The 20,794-nt window shown below is 72.9% G+C and carries 19 protein-coding genes; 11 read left to right on the top strand and 8 right to left on the bottom strand.

Annotated elements, in window-relative coordinates:
- Positions 1–265: 265 nt before the first annotated feature.
- The 5 genes from dnaK (at position 266) to ACFW1A_RS02445 (ending at position 5,626) form a co-directional block, all read left to right on the top strand.
- Positions 266–2,107, top strand: coding sequence for a molecular chaperone DnaK (gene dnaK, locus ACFW1A_RS02465; RefSeq protein WP_380402765.1), 1,842 nt, complete (start codon positions 266–268; stop codon positions 2,105–2,107).
- Positions 2,104–2,721 carry a nucleotide exchange factor GrpE gene (grpE, locus tag ACFW1A_RS02460; protein WP_380402762.1) on the top strand — a complete coding sequence of 206 codons (618 nt, stop codon included), beginning with the start codon at positions 2,104–2,106 and terminating at the stop codon, positions 2,719–2,721. The genes dnaK and grpE overlap by 4 nt, the downstream gene beginning before the upstream one ends.
- A 90-nt stretch (positions 2,722–2,811) precedes the next feature.
- Positions 2,812–3,960, top strand: coding sequence for a molecular chaperone DnaJ (dnaJ, locus tag ACFW1A_RS02455; RefSeq protein WP_380402759.1), 1,149 nt, complete (start codon positions 2,812–2,814; stop codon positions 3,958–3,960).
- Between the two features lie 6 nt (positions 3,961–3,966).
- Complete coding sequence (locus ACFW1A_RS02450) at positions 3,967–4,473, top strand: heat shock protein transcriptional repressor HspR (protein ID WP_380402756.1); 507 nt, start codon at positions 3,967–3,969, stop codon at positions 4,471–4,473.
- 124 nt (positions 4,474–4,597) lie between these two features.
- Positions 4,598–5,626, top strand: coding sequence for a hypothetical protein (locus ACFW1A_RS02445; protein ID WP_380402753.1), 1,029 nt, complete (start codon positions 4,598–4,600; stop codon positions 5,624–5,626).
- A gap of 19 nt (positions 5,627–5,645) precedes the next feature.
- On the opposite strand, the gene ACFW1A_RS02440 is transcribed toward ACFW1A_RS02445, so the two are convergent.
- Complete coding sequence (locus tag ACFW1A_RS02440; RefSeq protein WP_380402750.1) at positions 5,646–6,083, bottom strand: hypothetical protein; 438 nt, start codon at positions 6,081–6,083, stop codon at positions 5,646–5,648.
- 450 nt (positions 6,084–6,533) lie between these two features.
- Between ACFW1A_RS02440 and ACFW1A_RS02435 the strand changes: the two genes are divergently transcribed.
- Positions 6,534–7,151, top strand: coding sequence for a hypothetical protein (locus tag ACFW1A_RS02435; RefSeq protein WP_380402748.1), 618 nt, complete (start codon positions 6,534–6,536; stop codon positions 7,149–7,151).
- Between the two features lie 6 nt (positions 7,152–7,157).
- Here the strand turns inward: ACFW1A_RS02435 and ACFW1A_RS02430 are convergent, their stop codons facing one another.
- From ACFW1A_RS02430 to ACFW1A_RS02405, 6 genes are all read right to left on the bottom strand, one after another.
- Positions 7,158–8,105 (bottom strand): LuxR family transcriptional regulator, encoded by a 948-nt coding sequence (locus tag ACFW1A_RS02430; protein WP_380402745.1) that lies wholly within the window; start codon positions 8,103–8,105, stop codon positions 7,158–7,160.
- Complete coding sequence (locus ACFW1A_RS02425; protein ID WP_380402742.1) at positions 8,102–9,127, bottom strand: LuxR C-terminal-related transcriptional regulator; 1,026 nt, start codon at positions 9,125–9,127, stop codon at positions 8,102–8,104. Before ACFW1A_RS02425 ends, ACFW1A_RS02430 begins: the two co-directional genes overlap by 4 nt.
- Positions 9,124–10,188 carry a LuxR C-terminal-related transcriptional regulator gene (locus tag ACFW1A_RS02420; RefSeq protein ID WP_380402739.1) on the bottom strand — a complete coding sequence of 355 codons (1,065 nt, stop codon included), beginning with the start codon at positions 10,186–10,188 and terminating at the stop codon, positions 9,124–9,126. Before ACFW1A_RS02420 ends, ACFW1A_RS02425 begins: the two co-directional genes overlap by 4 nt.
- A 565-nt stretch (positions 10,189–10,753) precedes the next feature.
- On the bottom strand, positions 10,754–11,086 hold the full coding sequence (locus tag ACFW1A_RS02415; RefSeq protein ID WP_380402734.1) for a hypothetical protein: 333 nt from the start codon (positions 11,084–11,086) through the stop codon (positions 10,754–10,756).
- Between the two features lie 133 nt (positions 11,087–11,219).
- Positions 11,220–12,200: a LuxR C-terminal-related transcriptional regulator gene (locus ACFW1A_RS02410; protein ID WP_380402729.1), complete on the bottom strand. Its 981-nt coding sequence runs from the start codon at positions 12,198–12,200 to the stop codon at positions 11,220–11,222.
- 112 nt (positions 12,201–12,312) lie between these two features.
- The gene (locus ACFW1A_RS02405; protein ID WP_380402726.1) at positions 12,313–13,416 is read right to left on the bottom strand and encodes a C4-dicarboxylate ABC transporter; all 1,104 of its coding nucleotides are present in this window, start codon (positions 13,414–13,416) and stop codon (positions 12,313–12,315) included.
- A gap of 70 nt (positions 13,417–13,486) precedes the next feature.
- Between ACFW1A_RS02405 and ACFW1A_RS02400 the strand changes: the two genes are divergently transcribed.
- The 4 genes from ACFW1A_RS02400 to ACFW1A_RS02385 all read left to right on the top strand — a co-directional run bounded on the left by ACFW1A_RS02400 (position 13,487) and on the right by ACFW1A_RS02385 (position 19,101).
- Positions 13,487–14,392 (top strand): LysR family transcriptional regulator, encoded by a 906-nt coding sequence (locus ACFW1A_RS02400; RefSeq protein ID WP_380402723.1) that lies wholly within the window; start codon positions 13,487–13,489, stop codon positions 14,390–14,392.
- A 96-nt stretch (positions 14,393–14,488) separates the two neighbouring features.
- A complete protein-coding gene (gene clpB / locus ACFW1A_RS02395) occupies positions 14,489–17,080 on the top strand; it encodes an ATP-dependent chaperone ClpB (protein ID WP_380402898.1) in 2,592 nt (863 codons plus the stop codon).
- Positions 17,081–17,226: 146 nt separating this feature from the next.
- Positions 17,227–17,781 carry a YbjN domain-containing protein gene (locus ACFW1A_RS02390; protein ID WP_380402720.1) on the top strand — a complete coding sequence of 185 codons (555 nt, stop codon included), beginning with the start codon at positions 17,227–17,229 and terminating at the stop codon, positions 17,779–17,781.
- A 159-nt stretch (positions 17,782–17,940) separates the two neighbouring features.
- On the top strand, positions 17,941–19,101 hold the full coding sequence (locus tag ACFW1A_RS02385; RefSeq protein ID WP_380402717.1) for a pyridoxal phosphate-dependent aminotransferase: 1,161 nt from the start codon (positions 17,941–17,943) through the stop codon (positions 19,099–19,101).
- A 27-nt stretch (positions 19,102–19,128) separates the two neighbouring features.
- Here the strand turns inward: ACFW1A_RS02385 and ACFW1A_RS02380 are convergent, their stop codons facing one another.
- The gene (locus ACFW1A_RS02380; protein ID WP_380402714.1) at positions 19,129–19,365 is read right to left on the bottom strand and encodes a hypothetical protein; all 237 of its coding nucleotides are present in this window, start codon (positions 19,363–19,365) and stop codon (positions 19,129–19,131) included.
- A 193-nt stretch (positions 19,366–19,558) separates the two neighbouring features.
- Here ACFW1A_RS02380 and ACFW1A_RS02375 point away from each other — a divergent pair.
- On the top strand, positions 19,559–20,794 hold a 1,236-nt coding region (locus tag ACFW1A_RS02375; RefSeq protein ID WP_380402711.1), incomplete at its 3' end, for an MFS transporter.

Here is a 20,794-nt window from a genome sequence, read left to right as displayed (position 1 = left end):
TGAGGGCAAGTCGGTCAAGTGTACTCGTGGGTAACTTAACCACCCACCGGGCGGACCTTATCGCCCGGTAGCACCGGTTCAGAAGCTGTTCAAGGTATGGCGGCAGTCACGTAGGCCGATAGTCGCCCATTCGGGGGCAAACCTGACCGGGGGACGACCCAGGTCAGGAAAGTTGAGCGACTCGGACTCATGGCTGTTGACTCGCCCGGACCCCTGGGGCATGCTTGAGTGCGTACAGCTCAACTCTTCCGTGGAGGTATCTACGATGGCACGCGCGGTCGGTATCGACCTCGGCACGACGAACTCGGTCGTCAGTGTTCTCGAAGGCGGTGAGCCCACCGTCATCACCAACGCCGAGGGCGCCCGGACCACGCCGTCCGTCGTCGCCTTCGCCAAGAACGGCGAGGTGCTGGTCGGCGAGGTCGCCAAGCGCCAGGCGGTCACCAACGTCGACCGGACCATCCGCTCGGTCAAGCGCCACATGGGCACCGGGTGGAAGATCAACCTGGACGGCAAGGACTTCAACCCGCAGCAGATCAGCGCCTTCATCCTGCAGAAGCTGAAGCGCGACGCCGAGTCCTACCTGGGCGAGACCGTCACCGACGCGGTCATCACCGTCCCGGCGTACTTCAACGACTCCGAGCGCCAGGCCACCAAGGAGGCCGGCGAGATCGCGGGCCTGAACGTCCTGCGCATCGTCAACGAGCCGACCGCGGCCGCCCTGGCCTACGGCCTGGACAAGGACGACCAGACGATCCTGGTCTTCGACCTCGGTGGCGGCACCTTCGACGTCTCGCTGCTGGAGATCGGCGACGGCGTCGTCGAGGTCAAGGCGACCAACGGTGACAACCACCTCGGTGGTGACGACTGGGACCAGCGGGTCGTCGACCACCTGGTGAAGGTCTTCCAGGCCGGCCACGGCGTCGACCTGTCGAAGGACAAGATGGCGCTGCAGCGCCTGCGCGAGGCGGCCGAGAAGGCCAAGATCGAGCTCTCCTCGTCCTCCGAGACCACGATCAACCTGCCCTACATCACGGCCTCCGCCGAGGGTCCGCTGCACCTGGACGAGAAGCTCACCCGGGCCCAGTTCCAGCAGCTGACCACGGACCTGCTGGAGCGCTGCAAGGTCCCGTTCCACAACGTGATCAAGGACGCCGGCATCTCGCTCTCCGAGATCGACCACGTCGTCCTGGTCGGTGGCTCGACCCGCATGCCCGCCGTCTCCGAGCTGGTCAAGGAGCTGACCGGCGGCAAGGAGGCCAACAAGGGCGTCAACCCGGACGAGGTCGTGGCGATCGGCGCCGCGCTGCAGGCCGGTGTGCTGAAGGGCGAGGTCAAGGACGTCCTGCTGCTCGACGTCACCCCGCTGTCCCTGGGCATCGAGACCAAGGGCGGCATCATGACCAAGCTGATCGAGCGCAACACGACGATCCCGACCAAGCGCTCGGAGATCTTCACCACCGCCGAGGACAACCAGCCCTCCGTGCAGATCCAGGTCTACCAGGGCGAGCGCGAGATCGCGGCGTACAACAAGAAGCTCGGCATGTTCGAGCTGACCGGCCTGCCGCCGGCCCCGCGCGGCCTGCCGCAGATCGAGGTCACCTTCGACATCGACGCCAACGGCATCATGCACGTCGGCGCGAAGGACCTCGGCACCGGCAAGGAGCAGCGGATGACCGTCACGGGTGGCTCCTCGCTGCCCAAGGAGGACATCGAGCGGATGACCCGCGAGGCCGAGCAGTACGCGGAGGAGGACCACAAGCGCCGCGAGGCCGTGGAGACCCGCAACCAGGCCGAGCAGCTCGTCTACTCCACCGAGAAGTTCATCGCCGACAACACCGACAAGCTCCCGGCCGACGTCAAGACCGAGGTCGAGGGCGCGATCGGCGAGCTCAAGGAGGCCCTGAAGGGCGAGGACATCGCGGCCATCCGCGAGGCCTCGGAGAAGGTCTCCACCACCGCCCAGAAGCTGGGTCAGGCGCTCTACGCCGACGCCCAGGCCTCGGGTGCCGCCGCGGGTGCCGAGGCGCCCAAGGACGCCGCCGACGAGGACGTGGTCGACGCCGAGATCATCGACGACGAGAAGCCCAAGGGCGGTGCGGCATGACGGAGAAGCCGCAGGGCGTGGAGCCCGGCGACGACTCCAACGCCGACGACGCCGTCATCCAGGCCGCCGAGGAGGCCCTCAAGGCCCTCTCGGGGGACGGGGACGAGGCGCTGACCGCTGCCAAGCGCGAGGCGACCGAGCGCACCGCCGACCTGCAGCGGCTGCAGGCGGAGTACCAGAACTACCGCAAGCGGGTCGAGCGGGACCGTCTGACGGTGCGCGAGATCGCGGTCTCCAACATCCTGGAGTCGCTGATCCCGGTCCTCGACGACATCGGCCGGGCCCGCGAGCACGGCGAGGTGACCGGCGGCTTCAAGTCGGTGGCCGAGTCGCTGGAGACCGTGGTGGCCAAGCTGGGCCTGCAGCAGTTCGGCAAGGAGGGCGAGCCCTTCGACCCGAACCTGCACGAGGCCCTGATGCACAGCTACTCCTCGGAGGTCACCGAGGACACCTGCGTGCAGGTGCTGCAGCCCGGTTACCGGATCGGCGAGCGGATCATCCGCCCGGCGATGGTGGCGGTGGCCGAGCCGCAGCCCGGCACCCAGTCCACCTCCGGTGGACCGGACGCCGACGGCCCCGCGGCCCCCGAGGCTGACGGTGCGGCCGAGAACTGACACGCTGTGCACTGCGGGGTCGTGCGTCACCACCGGTGACGCGCGGCTCCGCAGTGCCGTATCGATCACCAACGGGAGGTGGCTGAAGTCATGAGCACGAAGGACTACGTGGAGAAGGACTACTACAAGGTCCTCGGCGTGCCCAAGGACGCCAGCACCACCGAGATCAAGAAGACCTACCGCAAGCTCGCCCGGGAGTTCCACCCCGACGCCAACAAGGGTGACACCAAGGCGGAGGAGCGCTTCAAGGACATCTCCGAGGCGTACGACGTCCTGTCCGACGAGAAGCGCCGCAAGGAGTACGACGAGGCGCGCAGCCTCTTCGGCACCGGCGGCATGCGCGGTCCGGGCGGCGCCGGCAACGGCTACAGCTTCGACTTCGGCGACCTGTTCACCGGTAGCCAGGCCGGTGGCAACGGCGGGATCGGCGACATGTTCGGCGGCCTGTTCAACCGCGGCGGGCGGCAGGCCCAGCCGCGCCGCGGCGCCGACGTCGAGACCGAGGTGACGCTCAGCTTCGAGGAGGCGGTGGACGGCGCCACCGTCCCGCTGCGGATGACCAGTCAGGCCGCCTGCCGGACCTGCGCCGGCACCGGCGCCAAGGCCGGCACCACGCCGCGGGTCTGCCCGACCTGCGTCGGCGCCGGCACGGTCAGCCGCGGCCAGGGCGCCTTCGCGCTCTCCGAGCCCTGCCGCGACTGCAAGGGCCGCGGCATGATCGTCGACGACCCCTGCCCCGACTGCCACGGCAGCGGCCGGGCCAGCTCGGCCCGCACCATGCAGGTGCGGATCCCGGCCGGGGTGCAGGACGCCCAGCGGATCCGGCTCAAGGGCAAGGGTGCCCAGGGCGAGCGCGGCGGCCAGCCCGGTGACCTCTACGTCACCGTGCACGTCACCGCGCACCCGGTCTTCGGCCGCAAGGGCGACAACCTCACGGTGACCGTGCCGGTCACCTTCCCCGAGGCCGCGTTGGGTGGCACCATCGACGTTCCCACCCTGAACGGCCCCTCGGTACGGCTGCGGCTGCCCGCCGGCAGTGCCAACGGCCTGACCCTACGGGCCCGCGGCAAGGGCGCCACCCGCAAGGACGGCACCCGCGGCGACCTGCTGGTGACGGTCGAGGTGACGGTGCCCCAGCAGACCACCGGGGACGCCCTGAACGCACTGGAGCAGTACCGCGACGCCACCGCGTCCGAGGACCCGCGTGCCGCCCTCTTCAAGGCGGCGGAGGGAGCGTGATCTGAGATGAGCCCCGACGACCCCGGTATCGGCGCAGGCCTCGGCGAGGGCCTGCCCGGCGGCCCCGCCCCGCGCCGCCGCACCACCGCCTCGGCCACCTACGTGCTCACCGAGGAGACCCCGGTGTACGTGATCTCGGTGGCCGCCGAGCTGTCCGGACTGCACCCGCAGACCCTGCGCCAGTACGACCGGCTCGGTCTGGTCTGCCCCGACCGCACCGGCGGCGGCGGTCGGCGCTACTCCGCCCGGGACATCCAGCAGCTGCGCGAGGTGCAGCGGCTCTCCCAGGACGAGGGCATCAACCTGGCCGGGATCAAGCGGATCATCGAACTGGAGAACCAGGTGGCCGCCCTGCAGGCCCGGGTCGCCGAGCTCGCCGCCGCCGTCGAGGGTGCCGGTGCCGCCCTGCAGGCCCGGGAGGCCGCGGTGCACGCCTCGTACCGGCGCGACCTGGTCCCGTACCAGCCGGCCGCGCAGTCGAGCGCGCTGGTGGTGTGGCGGCCGCGGCGCTAGTGGTATCGGGCTACATGCCTGGTTGGCGCCCCGTTCGGCGGCGGGGTGCCAACTCCGGCCGGGCATGCGTAAAGTGCTGCCCGGCGAACTGGAATCCAAAAGGCCCGGAAGGGGGGACCCTGGTATGAGCCCGCGCGACTGGGGCAAGTCCGAGCTGGGGGACTCCGAGTTCTTCTCCGCCGAGGCGAAGTCGCTGTATCTGCGAGTCGTGGCAGCCGGCGGCACCATGGAGATTGACGACCCATTGCTCGACGCCGCAAAAAATGAGCTGGCTGAGCTGGGTCTATTGGTGATCGGCCAAGAAAAGCCGGAGACCGTCACGGTCATCGATCCGAATCGGCTCGCCACCCGTCTCAGTTCGAGTTGGCAGAAGCAGGCGCTCTCCCTGCTCTCCCAGGCGGTCGCCCTGCCGGCGGCCGTCCAGGAGCTCGCCCAGGCCTACCAGGCCGTGCAGCGCGACGTCCGCCCGGGCGGGGCGGTGGAGCACATCCACGGACTGATCGAGATCAACGAGCGCGTCGGCATGCTGGTGGACAGCGCCCAGTTCGAGGCGCTCAGCGCCCAGCCGGGCGGCAGCCGGCGGCAGAACCTGCTCGGCCCGGCCGTGGCCATGGACCGGTCGCTGCTGCAGCGCGGCGTGGCCCGGCGGATCGTCTACCACCCCAGCGCCCGGTACTCGGCGCCCACCCGCCAGTACGTGGAGCAGATCACCGAGGCCGGCGGCGAGGTGCGCACCCTTGAGGAGCCGTTCACCCGGCTGTTCATCATCGACCGCCGGGTCGCGGTGATCCCGGTCAAGGGGGACACCGAGACCGCGGCCTTCATCAGCGACGAGGCGATGATCGCCTACCTGCTCGACTCGTTCGAGCGGCTCTGGGAACGCTCCAGCCCGTTCCTGGGCGCCACCGAGGTTCCGCCCGAGGTCATTTCGCGGATGCGGACCAACATCCTCAGGATGATGTCCCAGGGCATCGGTCACAGAGTCATCGCCCGCAACCTGGGCATCAGTGAACGCACCCTGGCCCGGCACATCGCCGACTTCCGCGAGGAGTACAACTCCGAGACCCTGTTCCAGCTCGGCTGGCGCATGGCGCTGAACTCCCCCGACCTCCACTTCGAGGACGAGGAGCCCGGCTCCGACCCCGAGGGTTGAGCCGGCCGCGGATCCCGGGTCAGACCGACAGGGCGTCAGCACTCTCGCTGTCAGCGGAACGGGAAGCACCCCAGATCAGGTCCACCGGCGTCGCAGCCGCCCGGGTCGGCCCCCAGATCAGGTCGGCCGGCACGGCGTCCGCCCGGTTGGCCGAGAGCCCCCAGATCAGGTCGGCCGGGACGGCGTCCGCCCGGTTGACGGCGAGCTTGCCCCAAATCAGGTCGGCCGGCACCGCATCGGGCCGGGCGGCCGAGAGCCTGCCCCAGATCAGGTCGGCCGGCACGACCCGCGCGGGCGCTGCCGGCCGGGCAACGACCGCCGGGGAAACGGCACCGGATCCGCTCCGCGACAGGGCGACCGGCGACGCGGCGGAGGTGCTCACGAGTGCGGCCAGCCCAATGGAAGCCAGAGCGGCACACGCGAGCGCACGGGTGACTGCTCGGGATTCACGACGCATGCTGGGCCTCCTTGTCATGTTCCTGATATAAACAACGTCTAGTACAGTCCGCTCCGGTCATTTCATAGGAACGGGCAAAGGCTTATCAAAGCCACTGCCTTCAGTCGAGGCAAGCTTGCTCATGGCCGGACGCGTGGCATTCCGCTGCCTGGCAGAAAGATGACAGGCCGTCGACGGCGAGTCCTTGACTGTCCACTGTCTGCCAACCATGTCATCCAATCGCCAGACGGCGAGATGACATACCGGCGCTGTGGACGCGGCCCGGGCCCAGCGGAGACGATCAATAGGCATCACCCCCTGGTGGCCAGGCATTCACGAGACGCGACCGCGGAACGCCCCGAGGAACCGCCGACCATCCGGGTGTTTCACCTTCGTTCGCCAGGCAGTTCCTGCAGCGCCTGCGTAGACCACACTCCGCAGGACCGTCAACTTCCCCCGGAGCCATTCGCCATGACTGAGCCCTACATGCGCCAGCACGCAGTCCAGGCCCCCGAAGGGCGCCGGGCCCGTGTCTTCCTCGCCGCCCCCCTGATGCGGCTGACCGGGCCGGCCGACAGTGTCGTCACCCTGGCCAGCCGCACCCGGCTGACCGCGCTGCGCAGTTCGCTGCTGCGCAGTGGTGCCGCCGTCTTCAGCGCGCACCACAGCGACGCCTGGACCGTCGAGGGCCGCGCGCCCGAGCCGCGGGTGCCGTCGGACTTCCGCGCCATGCAGACCGCCGACCTGGTCTTCGCCTACGTCGGCTCGCCGCTGTCGGCCGGCGTCTCGCTGGAGCTCGGCTGGGGCTCGGCGCTGCGCAAGCCGATCGTGCTGCTGGTGGACGAGGCGATCACCCACAACCCGCTGATCGCCACCATCGAGCAGGTCGCCCCGGTGCTGCCGCTGGTCTTCGACGACACCTGGTCGCAGGAGAGCCTGCGCCACATCGTGGAGACCGCGCTGGACTGGGCCGGCATGGCGCTGTCGCTCCGCGAGGGCTTCTGGACCGCCCCCGGCGAGTTCAGCCCGCTCTCCTCGCACGTGGACCCGTACGGCAGCTGGCCCAACTCGGGCGCGGCCACCGGCTGACCCGCCTCACTCGGGCGGCAGCGCACCGGCCCGGGCCTGCCACCCCAACTGGAAGAGCGTCCGCGCCTCGTACCGCTCACGGAGCTCGGCGATCCGGGCCGCCACGGTCCGCTCGCTCAGGCCGAGCCGGCTGCCGATGGCACGCTGGGTCAGACCCTGGGCGAGCATGGCGATCAGCGGCGCGTCGCCCGCTGCCACCGGCGACTCCCAGCGGACCCGCTCGGCACGCTCCCAGTCCCGCTCGAACATCGCGACCACCATCCCGACCACGGCCGGGTCCTCGATGACGGCGGCGCTCCGGTCGGCGGGATCGCCGGCGAGCACCGCGACGCTGCGGTCGAACACCAGCATCCGGCGGAAGTCCTCGTCCAGGACCCGGATCCGGCCGCCCAGCGCGGTGGCCCGCGCCGCGTAGTCCGCGGTCGCCGGGTCGGTGCGGGCACCGGGCTGGTAGAGGGTGCGGATCGCGACGCCGCGACCGCGCAGGTCGGCCGCGTCGACCAGGGCCACCCGCAGCGAGCCCGGCGGCCGGGCGCCACCGGGCTGCATGCTCAGCACCTCGGTCCGGCTCCCGACCACCAGCCGCCTGATCCGCTGCTCGATCGCGGCCGGCTCGTCCAGCCGGGAGATCCCGGCCCGGTCGGGCGAGGCCGGCGGAGTCCGGTCGTAGGCGAGTGCCAGGTCGGCCAGCGTGCCGGCCACGGCGTCCGCCCGGCTCATCAGCTCGGCCGCGCGGCTGCGCAGCCCGCGGCGCAGCCGGGTCCAGGCGTCGCGCGGGTCGATCACCAGCCACCGGCCGTCCCAGATCTCCAGCACCAGCCCGGCCTCGGCCAACTGCCGCAGGGCCGGCTGGTCGGCCGCCGGGAGCTCCGGGGCCCGGAACACCCCGCCCGCCGCCAGCAGCCGCAGGTACAGCTCCCGGGCTGCCTCGTCCGGTCCCGGTGCGCCGTTCACCCCGACCGCCGTTCACCCGCTGCCGCGCGCATCAGCCAGCCCAGCTGGAAGAGGGTCTGGGCGTCGTACTGCTCGCGCAGGCGGGAGATGTGGCCGGCCACGGTGCGTTCGCTGACGCCCAGTCGGGTGGCGATGATGCGCTGGGTCAGGCCCTGGGAGAGCATCCGGCCGACCTGGATGTGGACCGGCAGCGCGGCGGGGTCGGGGGTGGTGGTGGACCAGGGCACCGGCTCGGCCCGCTGCCAGTCGCGCTCGAACATGCCGACCAGGAAGGCCACCACCGCGGGGTCGTCCACCATCGCCATGCCGGTGTAGTCGACCACGGTGGGGATCATCGCGGTGTGCCGGTCGAAGATGGTCATCCGCTTGAAGGACTCGCCCAGCACCCGGAACCGGGCACCCAGCTCGGTGGCCTCCAGCACGTAGGCGGTGGTCGGGCCGTCGGACCGGGCGGCGGGTTCGAACAGGCAGCGGCCGGCCCCGCCCCGCTCCAGGAACGGCCGGGTGCGGCGGGCCGACTGGGCCAGCACCGGGGTGGGCAGCGCGCTGCCCGGCTGGGCGGTCAGGATCTCGTCGGTGGCCTCGGCGAACAGGGCGTCGAGCCGGGCGTTGATCTGCTCCGCGTCGTGCAGGTGCAGCACCTCGCCGGAGCGGTCCACCGTGCGGGCCGTCAGGTCGTAGGCGCGGCTGAGGTCCTCCAGCAGGGCGGGCATCTCCTGGGCCTGGACCAGCAGCCGGGTGCCGGCCGAGCGGAGCTCCTCGCTGAGCCGCCCGCCCACCACCCGGGGGTTGACGGCGACGAAGACGCCCTCGGCGGGCTCGGCGAGCAGCAGACCGCGCTCCAGCAGTTCGGCGACCAGCGGCCGCTGCTCGACGGCCACCTCGGCCATCCGCAACCGGCCGCCCTCGCCCAGCACGCCCAGGTAGAACTCCCGGGCCGGCTCGCCCGGCAGCGGCAGCGGGCCGGCCGGCGGGCCGGCGGGCAGCTGTGGTGGCGGCCCGGCACTGCTGCTCTCGGTCATCGCTCGCTCTCCCCCGTCTCGTGGTGCGTGCCTGCCCCGTCCAACCCCGCCGCGCCGTCCGGGGGTTCCTCGGGCGCCCCGCGCATCAGCCAGCCGAGCTGGAACAGCGTGCGGGCCCCGTGCCGGTTGCGCAGCCGGGCGATGTGGCCGGCCACGGTCCGCTCGCTCAGCCCGAGCCGGCGGGCCACCCCCTGCTGGGTGAGCCCCTGCGCGAGCAGTGCGCCGACCCGGCCGGCCACCGGGGCGGAGCGTTCGGCGATCTTGACCTCGGCCCAGCGCACCGTCTCGGCCCGGGTCCAGTCCCGCTCGAAGACCCGCAGCAGGTGGGCCACCACGGCCGGGTCCTCGACGAAGACGGCGGTGCTGGCGTCCTCCACCGCGGGGATCACCGCGAGCGAGCGGTCCAGGATGAAGGTGCGCGGGAACGGCTCGTCCAGGATCCGCACGCTGCCGCCGTGCTTGGTCACCTCCGCCGCGTAGCAGACGGTGGCGGGGGCGGACAGCGCGCAGGGCTGGTAGATGGTGCGCATCCGGCCGCCGCGCTGCAGGAAGGGCAGGTCCTGCTGGAGCGCGGTGTCGAGCAGTTCGGGCGGCCGGTGCCCGGGCTGCACGGTGATCAGCTCGTGCCGGCACTCGGAGACCAGCTGGAAGATCCGCTGCTGGATGTTGGGCAGGCCCCGCACGTACTCCGCCACCGGGCGGCCGGTCGGCGGCGCGGCCGCGGACCGCTCGTAGGCCCGGATCAGGTCGCCGTACCGCTGGTCCACGCCCTCCGAGTCGACCAGCAGCTGCACCGCGCGGGCCCGCATCTCGGCGCCGAGCCGGACCGTCAGGGCCCGCGGGCTGACCGCGATCCAGGCGGCGGCGTGCGGTTGGCGGATCAGCAGGCCGAGCGCGACCAGGCGGTCCAGCACCGGGCGGTCGACCGCGGTGGTCTCCCGGTCGGTCAGCCGGCCGCCGGCCCGCAGCACGGCGAGGTAGCAGGCGCGCTCGGCCCCGGTCAGTTCGGGAGCGGGGTCCGCGGCGGACGGCAGCGGCGGATCGGCGGTGGTGTCGGGCACCCCGTCCCCCCTGCGCGCTGGACCGGCAGCGGTCGAACGACCGCCTCGGGCGCATCATCTCATCCGGTGCGCCGCAGTTCCGCACAGGGCCCCGGAGGCCGCCCGCCCCCCGAGCGGGCCGCCCCGGGCGTTCGCGTCCACGTGCGCGGATCCGGCCCGGAGCCAGGGACCCACAGTCTCCTGTGCTCCGGGCGGATCCACTTCACCACGCCAAATCCGAGGTGCTTCCAGCGAGGCGGAGCAGCAACGCCTCGCTGGTACCGGAGCGGGAACCATCACCACATATGGTCCTCCGCCCGGCGTTCCCCCGTCCGTCCCACAGATACCTCTGCCCCTGCGCGACGAAGGAGAACGAGTCACCACCAACGGGTTGCGGTTTCCCGGGCGGCTTGGCGTGTCCCCAGCCTCACAGCGCGCGGACCAGCGGACAAGGGCCGCCCTCCTTCACGTTCCCGCAACTGCACGAACGTGCACGCGAGGCCGGAGAAGGTCCGTCCACACACGGCTGAGCTGCGGCTATGACAGAACGTTCGGTCTGCGCTACCTGCCGGCCCGGCCGGGCGCGTCAGTGCAGCACCACCCGGCCGTCGGCCCGCCGCACCGCGCCGTCCAGCGCCTGCGCCCCGGTCACCCGCACGTACGGGGAGACCCTGGTCGCCACCAGCGCCCGGTGGGTCAGCGACCAGTCGTCGGCCCACACCTCGGAGCCCAGCTCGACCAGCCGGGCCAGCTCCGGGATCCCGTCCGAACAGGCGGCGAAGACCCCGTCCTCCACCAGGTAGAGGATCACCCGGTCCCCGGCCTCGGCCAGCGAGAGGGCCTCCTTCACGAACCGACCGGCCTCCGGCTTCCCCCAGACGGCCTGACTCTCCACCATGACGTGCGAACGCCCCGCCATCGCGTGCTCCTCCCCGTTGTCCCCCGCATCCCCGGTTGTCAGGCTCGCAAAGCGGCCCCGGGCAGGACAAGGCGCCGACCACTGCAGTTTTCCGCAGCTGCGTGATCGTGCAGACGAACCGTCAGGTCCCGTGTCAGTCGGCCGTGTTGTCGCCGCTCCCGCGCATCAGCCACCCCAGCTGGAACAGCGTCTCCGCCTCGTACTCCTGGCGCAGCCTGGCCAGGTGCGCGGCCACGGTGCGCTCGCTCAGGCCGAGCCGGTTGGCGATGCCGCGCCGGCTCAGCCCGCAGGCCAGCAGCCGGGCGATCCGGTCGGCCACCGCGCCCGGGTCCGGCGCGGCGTGCGCCGAGCCCCAGGCCACCCGCTCGGCGCGCTGCCAGTCCCGCTCGAAGAGCTCGACCAGCAGCTCCACGGCGGTGTGGTCGGAGACGAAGGCGGCACTGCCCATGTCGGCCGAGGCGGGGATCACGGCCACCGACCGGTCGAAGATCAGCATCCGCTGGAAGTCCTCGTCCAGTACCCGGATCCGGGCGCCGTACGGGGTGACGGCGGCGGCGTAGGCGGCGGTGGCCGGATCGGTGCGGGCCACCGGCTGGTAGAGCGTGCGCATCGCCCCGCCGGACCGCAGGAACGGGATGTCCTGGGCCATCGCCCAGGCCAGGTGGTCGGCCGGCTTGTCGCCGCCCGGCTGGGCGGTGAGCATCTCGGTGGCGGTGTCGGCCACCAACTGGGCGATCCGGTGCCGGATGCTGTCCCGGTCGTGCACCGTCTCCACGGTGCCGGTGCGGTCGATCCGGCGCGGCGCGGCGTCCCAGGCCTGGGCCAGCTCCTCCAGCTGGCCGGGCAGCTCGTCGGCCTGCCGGAGCAGGTCGGCCGCCCGGGAGCGCAGCGCGCCGGCCGCCCGGCCGAGGAAGGCGCGCGGGCTGACCGCGGAGTAGAAGGTGCCGCCGGGCAGGCCGCGGACCAGGCCCAGGGCGAGCAGCCGGGCCAGCGCGGGCGCGTCCGCGGTGTCCACCTCGGCCGACTTCACCCAGCCGCCCTCGGCCACCACCGCGAGGTAGAGCTCGCGGGCGGCCGGGTCCAGGGCGAGCAGCTCGCCGAGCGCGTCCGCCACGCCGCCCTCCCCCCTGACCCGCCGTCAGCTCCTTGACTGTCCGCCGCCATCCTGCCAGCAGGTCCGAACGGACGCGAGAGGGGGTGAGCGAACGCTCGTTCCCGTCCGCCCCTCAGGCCGCCGCGCGCAACAGCCGCCCGGCCCGCACCGCGCTCACCGTACGGGTCCCGGCCACGGCCCAGCCGGTCAGCAGCAGGACGTAGAGGGCCGCCGCCAGCACGCCGAACCCGGCGAAGCCGGTGTGCCGGGCGAGCCCCGCGGCGCCGGTGACGCAGGTGCCCAGCGGGAAGGTGAAGGCCCACCAGGTGAGCCCGAACGGCATCCGCTGCCGCACCAGCGCCCGCAGGTTGGCGGTGCCGGCCACCAGCAGCCACAGCACCGCGAAGCCGATCGCCGCCGTGCCGTAGAGCAGCGCCAGGCCGAGCGCGGCCGGGGCCAGCGCGGGGGCCGTGCCGCGGGCGGCGTCGGCCAGCTGGTTGACCGCGGTGGTGGACTGGCCGAGCGGGCCCAGCACCAGGAAGAGCGAGGGGGTGAGCAGCACGGCGGGCAGCTTGCTGTGCACCAGGCCGGCGAAGACCACCGGCAGCACCACCAGGGTGGCCAGCAGGCTGGCGCCGAACAGCGCGTAGCAGCCGTAGAACAGGGCCGGCCGCAGCCCGGCGGGCAGGTGCGGCAGCAGCGCCGGGCCGAGCGCGGCGGAGACCATCGGGGCCACCACCGGCAGCAGCCAGGTGGGGTTGGCGCGCAGCGCGTCCACCCGGTGCCGGGTGACCATCAGGTACGGGATGCCGGCCGCCACCAGCACCGCGTAGAGCGTGCCGACCGTCCACAGCGCCGCGTCCAGCGCGACGGCCGGCCCGGTGCCGATCACCCGGGCGCCGACCGCCAGGGTGCCGTAGCCGACCGCGAGCAGCGCCATCGGCGGGCAGCCGTAGAAGACCGCGGTGCCGGGCTCGTCCAGCAGCTGCGCCCGGGCCGCGTCCCGGTGCCGGGACAGGTGCACCAGCCGGGCCGCCACCAGGGCCGCCAGCAGCGCCACCGACAGCGCCCAGACCAGCTGTGCGAAGACCTCCTGCCCCGGCACCCGGTAGGGCAGCGCCAGGGCGGCGTTGGCGGTGATCGCGGTGCCCATCACCGCGGCGTACCAGTTCGGACCGAGCCCGCTCAGGTCGAGCGGCGGTCGGACGGCGGGGCGGCTGAGCGCGAGGGTGACCATGGCCCCACCCTCCGCCCGGTCCGCGCGTGCCGGTAGCCGTCCGCACTCGATGACGACATAACCTGACCCTATGGCCCTGTCTCCCATGGTCCCCGAGTTGAGCGCGCTGGAACTGCTGCTGGCGGTCGCCCGGCACGGCAGCGTCGGGCAGGCCGCGGCCGAGCTGGGGATCAGCCAGCCGGCCGCCAGCGCCCGGATCAAGGGCATGGAGCGCCAGCTCGGCGTGGCGCTGCTGGTCCGCTCGCCGCGCGGCTCGCGCCCCACCCCGCAGGGGCTGCTGGTGATCGAGTGGGCCCGCCAGGTGATCGAGGCGGCGCAGGCGCTGGACGCCGGGATCGCGGCGCTGCGCGAGGACCGGGACGCCCGGCTGCGGGTGGTCGCCTCGCTGACCGTGGCCGAGTACCTGATGCCGGGCTGGCTGCTGGCGCTGCGCGCGGCCCGCCCGGACACCGCCGTCACGCTGCGCACGGCCAACTCGGCCGCGGTGGCCGAGCAGGTGCTGGCCGGCGAGGCGGACCTGGGGTTCGTGGAGGGCCCGGGCACCCGCAGCGGGCTGGCCGGCACCGTGGTGGCGACCGACCGGCTGGTGCTGGTGGTCGCACCGGGCCACCGCTGGGCCGGTCGGCGGGCGCCGGTGAACGCCGCCGAGCTGGCCGCCACCCCGCTGGTGCTGCGCGAGCCGGGCTCGGGCACCCGCGACGTGCTGGACCGGGCCCTGCTGGCGGCCGGGGCCGGCCGGGCCACCCCGCTGCTGGAGCTGGCCTCCACCACCGCGCTCAAGGCGGCCGCGCTGGCCGGGGCCGGTCCGGTCTGCCTGAGCGAGCTCGCGGTCGCCGACGAACTGGCCACCCGCCGACTGGTCGAGGTCCCGCTGCACGCGCTGGACCTGCGCCGACCGCTGCGCGCGGTCTGGCCGGCCGGCCGCCGCCCGGCCGGGCCGGCACGCGACCTGTTGTCCTTTACCAAGAAAACCTGAGCGCGCTAGACTCAACTTAGCTGCCTCTCATCGAGGCACCCGGACACCGTTGACGACCGTCGGTACAGCAACTGGAGGAGCGCACCCACCGTGGCCATGGACGCGAGCAAGTTCACCACCAAGACCCAGGACGCCCTGTCCGTGGCGATCCGGCAGGCCGGCAGCGCGGGGAACCCCGACGTCAGGCCGGTGCACATCCTGCTCGCGCTGCTGGAGCAGCCCGAGGGCATCGCCCGCCCGCTGCTGGAGGCGGTCGGCGCGGACGTCGGCCAGCTGATCGGCGCCGCCCGCCAGCAGCAGCGCGCCCTGCCGGCCGCCCAGGGCGCCACCGTGGCCGCCCCGCAGCTGGGCCGGGACACCCTGGCGGTGCTGGAGGACGCCGGGCGGCGGGCCGACAAGCTGGACGACGCCTACGTCTCCACCGAGCACCTGCTGGTCGGCCTGGCCGCCGAGGGCGGCGCGGTGGCCGAGCTGCTGGCCCGCCAGGGCGCCACTCCCACCGCGCTGCTGGACAGGTTCACCGAGGTGCGCGGCTCCGGCAAGGTCACCTCGCCGGACCCGGAGGGCACCTACAAGGCACTGGAGAAGTACGGCACCGACCTCACCCAGGCCGCCCGGGACGGCAAGCTCGACCCGGTGATCGGGCGCGACCAGGAGATCCGCCGGGTGGTCCAGGTGCTCTCCCGCCGCACCAAGAACAACCCGGTGCTGATCGGCGAGCCCGGCGTCGGCAAGACCGCCGTGGTCGAGGGCCTGGCCCAGCGGATCGTGGCCGGCGACGTGCCCGAGTCGCTGCGCGGCAAGCGGCTGGTCGCCCTGGACCTGGGCGCCATGGTGGCCGGGGCCAAGTTCCGCGGCGAGTTCGAGGAGCGCCTCAAGGCGGTGCTGAACGACATCAAGCAGAGCGACGGCCAGGTGGTCACCTTCATCGACGAGCTGCACACCATGGTCGGCGCCGGCGCCGGCGGCGACTCGGCGATGGACGCCGGCAACATGCTCAAGCCGATGCTGGCCCGCGGCGAACTGCGCATGGTCGGCGCCACCACGCTGGACGAGTACCGCGAGCGGATCGAGAAGGACCCGGCACTGGAGCGCCGCTTCCAGCAGGTGCTGGTCGGCGAGCCCAGCGTGGAGGACTCGATCGCCATCCTGCGCGGCCTCAAGGGCCGCTACGAGGCGCACCACAAGGTGCAGATCGCGGACGCCGCGCTGGTGGCCGCCGCCACCCTGTCCAACCGCTACATCACCTCCCGGTTCCTGCCGGACAAGGCGATCGACCTGGTGGACGAGGCCGCCTCCCGACTGCGGATGGAGATCGACTCCTCCCCGGTGGAGATCGACGAACTCCAGCGCGCCGTCGACCGGTTGCGGATGGAGGAGCTGGCGCTGGAGAAGGAGTCGGACCCGGCCTCGGTCGACCGGCTGGCCCGGCTGCGCCGCGACCTGGCCGACAAGCAGGAGCAGTTGAGCGGTCTGACGGCCCGCTGGGAGCAGGAGAAGAAGAGCCTGAACCGGGTCGGCGAGCTCAAGGAGCGGCTGGACGGCCTGCAGAGCGCCCTGGAGCGGGCCCAGCGCAACGGCGACTTCGAGCAGGCCTCCAAGCTGATGTACGCCGAGATCCCGGCCGCCGAGCACGAGTTGACGGAGGCTCAGGAGAAGGCGCAGGACCAGGACCAGAGCGCGTCGATGGTCAAGGAGGAGGTCGGCCCGGACGACGTGGCCGATGTGGTGGCCTCCTGGACCGGCATCCCGGCCGGCCGGCTGCTGGAGGGCGAGAGCGCCAAACTGCTCCGGATGGAGGAGGAGTTGGGCCGCCGGCTGATCGGCCAGCGGGAGGCCGTGCAGGCGGTCTCGGACGCGGTGCGGCGCACCCGGTCCGGCATCGCCGACCCCGACCGGCCGACCGGCTCCTTCCTCTTCCTCGGCCCCACCGGCGTCGGCAAGACCGAACTGGCGAAGGCGCTGGCCGACTTCCTCTTCGACGACGAGCGGGCCATGGTCCGGATCGACATGAGCGAGTACGGCGAGAAGCACTCGGTGGCCCGGCTGGTCGGCGCCCCGCCCGGCTACGTCGGCTACGAGGAGGGCGGCCAGCTCACCGAGGCGGTCCGCCGCCGCCCGTACAGCGTGGTGCTGCTGGACGAGGTGGAGAAGGCCCACCCCGAGGTCTTCGACGTGCTGCTGCAGGTGCTGGACGACGGCCGGCTCACCGACGGCCAGGGCCGCACGGTGGACTTCCGCAACGCGATCCTGATCCTCACCTCCAACCTGGGCAGCCAGTACCTGGTCGACCCGACGGTGCCCGCGGCCGCCAAGAAGGAGCTGGTGCTGGAGTCGGTCCGGTCCTCCTTCAAGCCGGAGTTCCTCAACCGGCTGGACGACATCGTGGTCTTCGAGCCGCTCGGCTCCGCGGAGCTGAGCCGGATCGTGGACCTGCAGGTGGCCAAGCTGGGCGAGCGGCTGCGCGAGCGCCGGCTCACCCTGGACGTCACCCCGGCCGCCCGCGACTGGCTCTCGCTGACCGGCTACGACCCGGCCTACGGCGCGCGGCCGCTGCGCCGGCTGATCCAGTCGGCGATCGGCGACCAGCTGGCCAGGGCGATCCTGTCCGGCCAGGTGCACGACGGGGACACCGTGGTGGTCGAGCGCGACGAGGTCGGCGACCGGCTCACCGTGCGCTCCGCGTGACCTCCGGCGCACTCTCCGGCCACCGCCACCCGGTGGCCGGAGAGCCTGTGCCCAGCGCTCGCGATGAGGCAGGATGGAGACATGGAAGGGGGCGGCCCCGCGGCCACCGGCCACCCTCGATTTTGCACCTGTGAAGGGACCTCCCCGTGAGCATTGACCCGTCGTCGATCCCGTCCTTCGGCGCGCCCCAGCCCCCGGCCGGTGGCGGCCGTCCGGCCGGTCCGCCGCCGATCGTGGTCCCGGACCAGGCCCTGGTGACCCAGTTGCTGGACCAGATGCAGCTCAAGCACGTGGTGGACGACGAGGGCGACCTCACCGCCCCCTGGGAGGGCTTCCGGGTCTACTACATGTTCCGCGGCGACCAGAAGGAGCTCTTCGCGGTCCGCTCCTTCTACGACCGGCCCTACACCCTCGAGCAGAAGCCCGAGATCCTGGACCTGCTGGACGAGTGGAACCGCGAGACCCTCTGGCCGAAGGTCTACACCCACACCCACGAGGACGGCGTCGTCCGGCTGATCGGCGAGTGCCAGATGATCGTCGGCACCGGCGTCAACCTGGACTACTTCGTCACCACCACGGCCAACTGGACCCAGGCCGCGGTCGGCTTCGAGCAGTGGATGGTCGAGCGCCTGGGCCTGCAGAAGGACATCGAGGGCGAGGAGGGCGACGCCGCCGAGGACGAGGGCGACGCCGAGGCCTGATCCGCGCACCCCACCGACCGGCCCGGCCCGCCCTCCCAGCGGGCCGGGCCTCGGTGCGTCCGGCCGCGCCCCGGCCCGGCCACGGTGTGTCGGGGCTTGTCCGGGGTGGTCCGGCGAGGCGAGGATTGGGCGCCGACGACCAGGTGTGAGGAGCCGCTGATGAGCGCGAGGCCACTGTTGAACCGCCGTCTGGCGGGCATGGGGACGACGATCTTCGCCGAGATGTCCGCCCTGGCCACCGCCACCGGCTCGATCAACCTCGGCCAGGGGTTCCCGGACACCGACGGTCCCGAAGAGGTCCGCGAGGCCGCGGTGCGGGCGCTGCGCGACGGCCGCGGCAACCAGTACCCGCCCGGCCCCGGCATCCCCGAGCTGCGCGCCGCCGTCGCCGAGCACCAGCAGCGGTTCTACGGGCTGGCGTACGACCCCGACACCGAGGTGCTGGTCACCGCCGGCGCCACCGAGGCGATCGCCGCCGCCCTGCTGGCCCTGCTGGAGCCGGGCGACGAGGTGATCGCCTTCGAGCCGTTCTACGACTCCTACGCCGCCTGCATCGCCATGGCCGGCGCCACCCGGGTCCCGCTGACGCTGCGTCAACCCTCCTTCCGCCCGGACCTGGACGAGCTGCGCTCGCTGGTCACCCCGCGCACCCGGCTGCTGCTGATCAACACCCCGCACAACCCCACCGGCACCGTGCTGCACCCCGACGAGCTGGCCGCGATCGCCGCACTCGCCGTCGAGCACGACCTGCTGGTGATCACCGACGAGGTCTACGAGCACCTGGTCTTCGCCGGCGCCCACCACCCGCTCGCCGCCCTGCCCGGCATGCGCGAGCGCACCGTCGCGATCTCCTCGGCCGGCAAGACCTTCTCCTTCACCGGCTGGAAGGTCGGCTGGGTGACCGCCGCCCCCGAGCTGGTCGCCGCCGTGCGCACCGCCAAGCAGTACCTGACCTACGTCAGCGCCGGCCCGTTCCAGTACGCGGTCGCCGAGGCGCTGCGGCTGCCGGACGCCTACTTCGAGCAGTTCCGCGCCGACCTGCGCCGCAAGCGCGACCTGCTGGCCGGCGGCCTGGCCGAGGCCGGATTCCGGGTGCACGAGCCGGAGGGCACCTACTTCATCACCACCGACATCACCCCGCTGGGCGAGAAGGACGGCGTCGAGTTCTGCCGCTCGCTGCCCGGGCGCTGCGGCGTCGTGGCCATCCCCAACCAGGTGTTCTACGACACCGTCGAGGCCGGCCGCCCGCTGGTCCGGTTCACCTTCTGCAAGCGGGACGAGGTGCTGCTGGAGGCGGTGGGCCGACTGCGCCGGCTGTAGCTCGATCTCCGACCCGTGCGGCGCGGGTCAGCCGCGCCCGTGCCACTCCCCCGATCCCAGCGGGAGGTAGCCCTGGCCGTCGCAGGCCGAGCAGGTCTGCAGCACGAAGCCGGTACCGGTGAGCAGGCAGGCGCGGCCGTCCCGGTGCAGGTGCGGGCGGGCACCGCCGCGGACCCGGGTGCGGGTGCCGTCGTCGCAGCAGGGGCACGGCATCCGGAACTTGACGTACTCCCCGGGCCGGTCGGCCCGCTCGTCGTCGGTCATACCGGAGTCCTTCCCCGGCACCGCCCGTCACACCCGTGCCGGGCGGTGCCGGCCGACGGGCTGTCACAACGGATGGCTGTCACCCGGAATCCGGATCCCCATTCCGTCGGCGCCGCACCGACGCGAAGATGACTGGAGCCGTTGGTCAGGCTACGCACGGCCGGTGGTTTCCGTGGTCCGAGGGGGAGTTCGCATGGTGTCGATCGGCTCGCAGCTGCCGCGCGCGGTGGCGTTCTGGCTGCTCGGCTGCGTCCTGGGGCTGTTGCTGTTCGCCTCCGCCGCGCCCTCGCCGCTCTACGTCATCTACCAGCAGACCTGGCACTTCTCACCGCTGGTGCTGACCGCGGTGTACGCGGCCAACGCGCTCGCCCTGCTGGTCACGCTGCTCTTCGTGGGTTCGCTCTCGGACCACCTGGGGCGGCGCCCGGTGCTGCTGGCCGCGGTGCTGGTGGAGCTGGCCTCGATGCTGCTGTTCGCCGAAGCCCGCGGCCTGGCCTGGCTGTTCGCCGGCCGGATCGTGCAGGGCGTGGCCACCGGAGCGGCCACCGGTGCGCTCAGCGCCGCGCTGATCGACCTGCAGCCGGCCGGCAGCCGGCTCGGCGCGCTGGTGACCAACGTGGCCTCGGCCGGCGGGCTGGCGGTGGGCGCGCTGTGCACCGGGCTGCTGGTGGCCTACGGACCGGCGCCCACCCGGTTGGTGTACTGGCTGCTGGTGACCGCCTTCGCCGCGGCGCTGCCGCTGCTCGCGGTGCTGCCCGAGACGGTGCGGCCGGACGGCGGCTGGCGGCGCTCGCTGCGGCCCGAGGTGGCGGTGCCGGAGCAGGTGCGCGGCGCCTTCGTCGCACTGCTGCCCTCGGTGCTGGCCACCTGGGCGCTGGCCGGGCTCTACCTGTCGCTCGGCGGCTCGCTGGTCCACTCGGTGCTGCACCTGCACAGCCTGCTGGCCGGCGGGCTGGTGATCCTGGCCCTGCAGGGCACCTCGGCGGTGGTCGCGGTGGCGGCCCGGGACTGGTCGGTGCGGCGCGCGCTGGTGGTCGGGCCGGTGGCGCTGGTGCTCGGTGTGGCACTGGCCCTGGTGGCGCTGCGCACCGGGTCGGTGGCGCTCTTCTTCGCGGGCAGCGCGGCCGCCGGGGTGGGCTTCGGCCCGTCCTTCTCGGGGGCGCTGCGGACCCTGACCACGCTGGCCCCGGCCGACCGGCGGGCCGAGGTGGTCACGGCGGTCTACGTCTCGTCGTACCTCGCGCTGAGCCTGCCCGCCGTGGCGGCCGGGCTGGCCGTGTCGCACTTCGGGCTGACCACCACGGCGACCTGGTACGGCGCGGCGGTCTGCGTGCTGGAGACGCTGGCGCTGGTCGGCACCCTGCGGCGGCGCGAGCCGGCCGCGGCGGCGACCTCGGCCCCGGCCGCGGCACCGGCCGCGGTGCCGGCC

Source organism: Kitasatospora sp. NPDC058965 (genome assembly GCF_042741245.1).
Classification (GTDB): Bacteria; Actinomycetota; Actinomycetes; order Streptomycetales; family Streptomycetaceae; genus Kitasatospora.
This window is presented reverse-complemented; position numbering and strand designations above follow the sequence as displayed.

What these genes read in the sequence shown, in the direction of transcription:
- dnaK (WP_380402765.1), top strand. Translation starts at nt 266, where the DNA reads ATGGCACGCGCGGTCGGTATCGACCTCGGCACGACGAACTCGGTCGTC.
- grpE (WP_380402762.1), top strand. Translation starts at nt 2,104, where the DNA reads ATGACGGAGAAGCCGCAGGGCGTGGAGCCCGGCGACGACTCCAACGCC.
- dnaJ (WP_380402759.1), top strand. Translation starts at nt 2,812, where the DNA reads ATGAGCACGAAGGACTACGTGGAGAAGGACTACTACAAGGTCCTCGGC.
- ACFW1A_RS02450 (WP_380402756.1), top strand. Translation starts at nt 3,967, where the DNA reads ATGAGCCCCGACGACCCCGGTATCGGCGCAGGCCTCGGCGAGGGCCTG.
- ACFW1A_RS02445 (WP_380402753.1), top strand. Translation starts at nt 4,598, where the DNA reads ATGAGCCCGCGCGACTGGGGCAAGTCCGAGCTGGGGGACTCCGAGTTC.
- ACFW1A_RS02440 (WP_380402750.1), bottom strand. Translation starts at nt 6,083, where the DNA reads ATGCGTCGTGAATCCCGAGCAGTCACCCGTGCGCTCGCGTGTGCCGCT.
- ACFW1A_RS02435 (WP_380402748.1), top strand. Translation starts at nt 6,534, where the DNA reads ATGACTGAGCCCTACATGCGCCAGCACGCAGTCCAGGCCCCCGAAGGG.
- ACFW1A_RS02425 (WP_380402742.1), bottom strand. Translation starts at nt 9,127, where the DNA reads ATGACCGAGAGCAGCAGTGCCGGGCCGCCACCACAGCTGCCCGCCGGC.
- ACFW1A_RS02415 (WP_380402734.1), bottom strand. Translation starts at nt 11,086, where the DNA reads ATGGCGGGGCGTTCGCACGTCATGGTGGAGAGTCAGGCCGTCTGGGGG.
- ACFW1A_RS02405 (WP_380402726.1), bottom strand. Translation starts at nt 13,416, where the DNA reads ATGGTCACCCTCGCGCTCAGCCGCCCCGCCGTCCGACCGCCGCTCGAC.
- ACFW1A_RS02400 (WP_380402723.1), top strand. Translation starts at nt 13,487, where the DNA reads ATGGCCCTGTCTCCCATGGTCCCCGAGTTGAGCGCGCTGGAACTGCTG.
- clpB (WP_380402898.1), top strand. Translation starts at nt 14,489, where the DNA reads ATGGACGCGAGCAAGTTCACCACCAAGACCCAGGACGCCCTGTCCGTG.
- ACFW1A_RS02385 (WP_380402717.1), top strand. Translation starts at nt 17,941, where the DNA reads ATGAGCGCGAGGCCACTGTTGAACCGCCGTCTGGCGGGCATGGGGACG.
- ACFW1A_RS02380 (WP_380402714.1), bottom strand. Translation starts at nt 19,365, where the DNA reads ATGACCGACGACGAGCGGGCCGACCGGCCCGGGGAGTACGTCAAGTTC.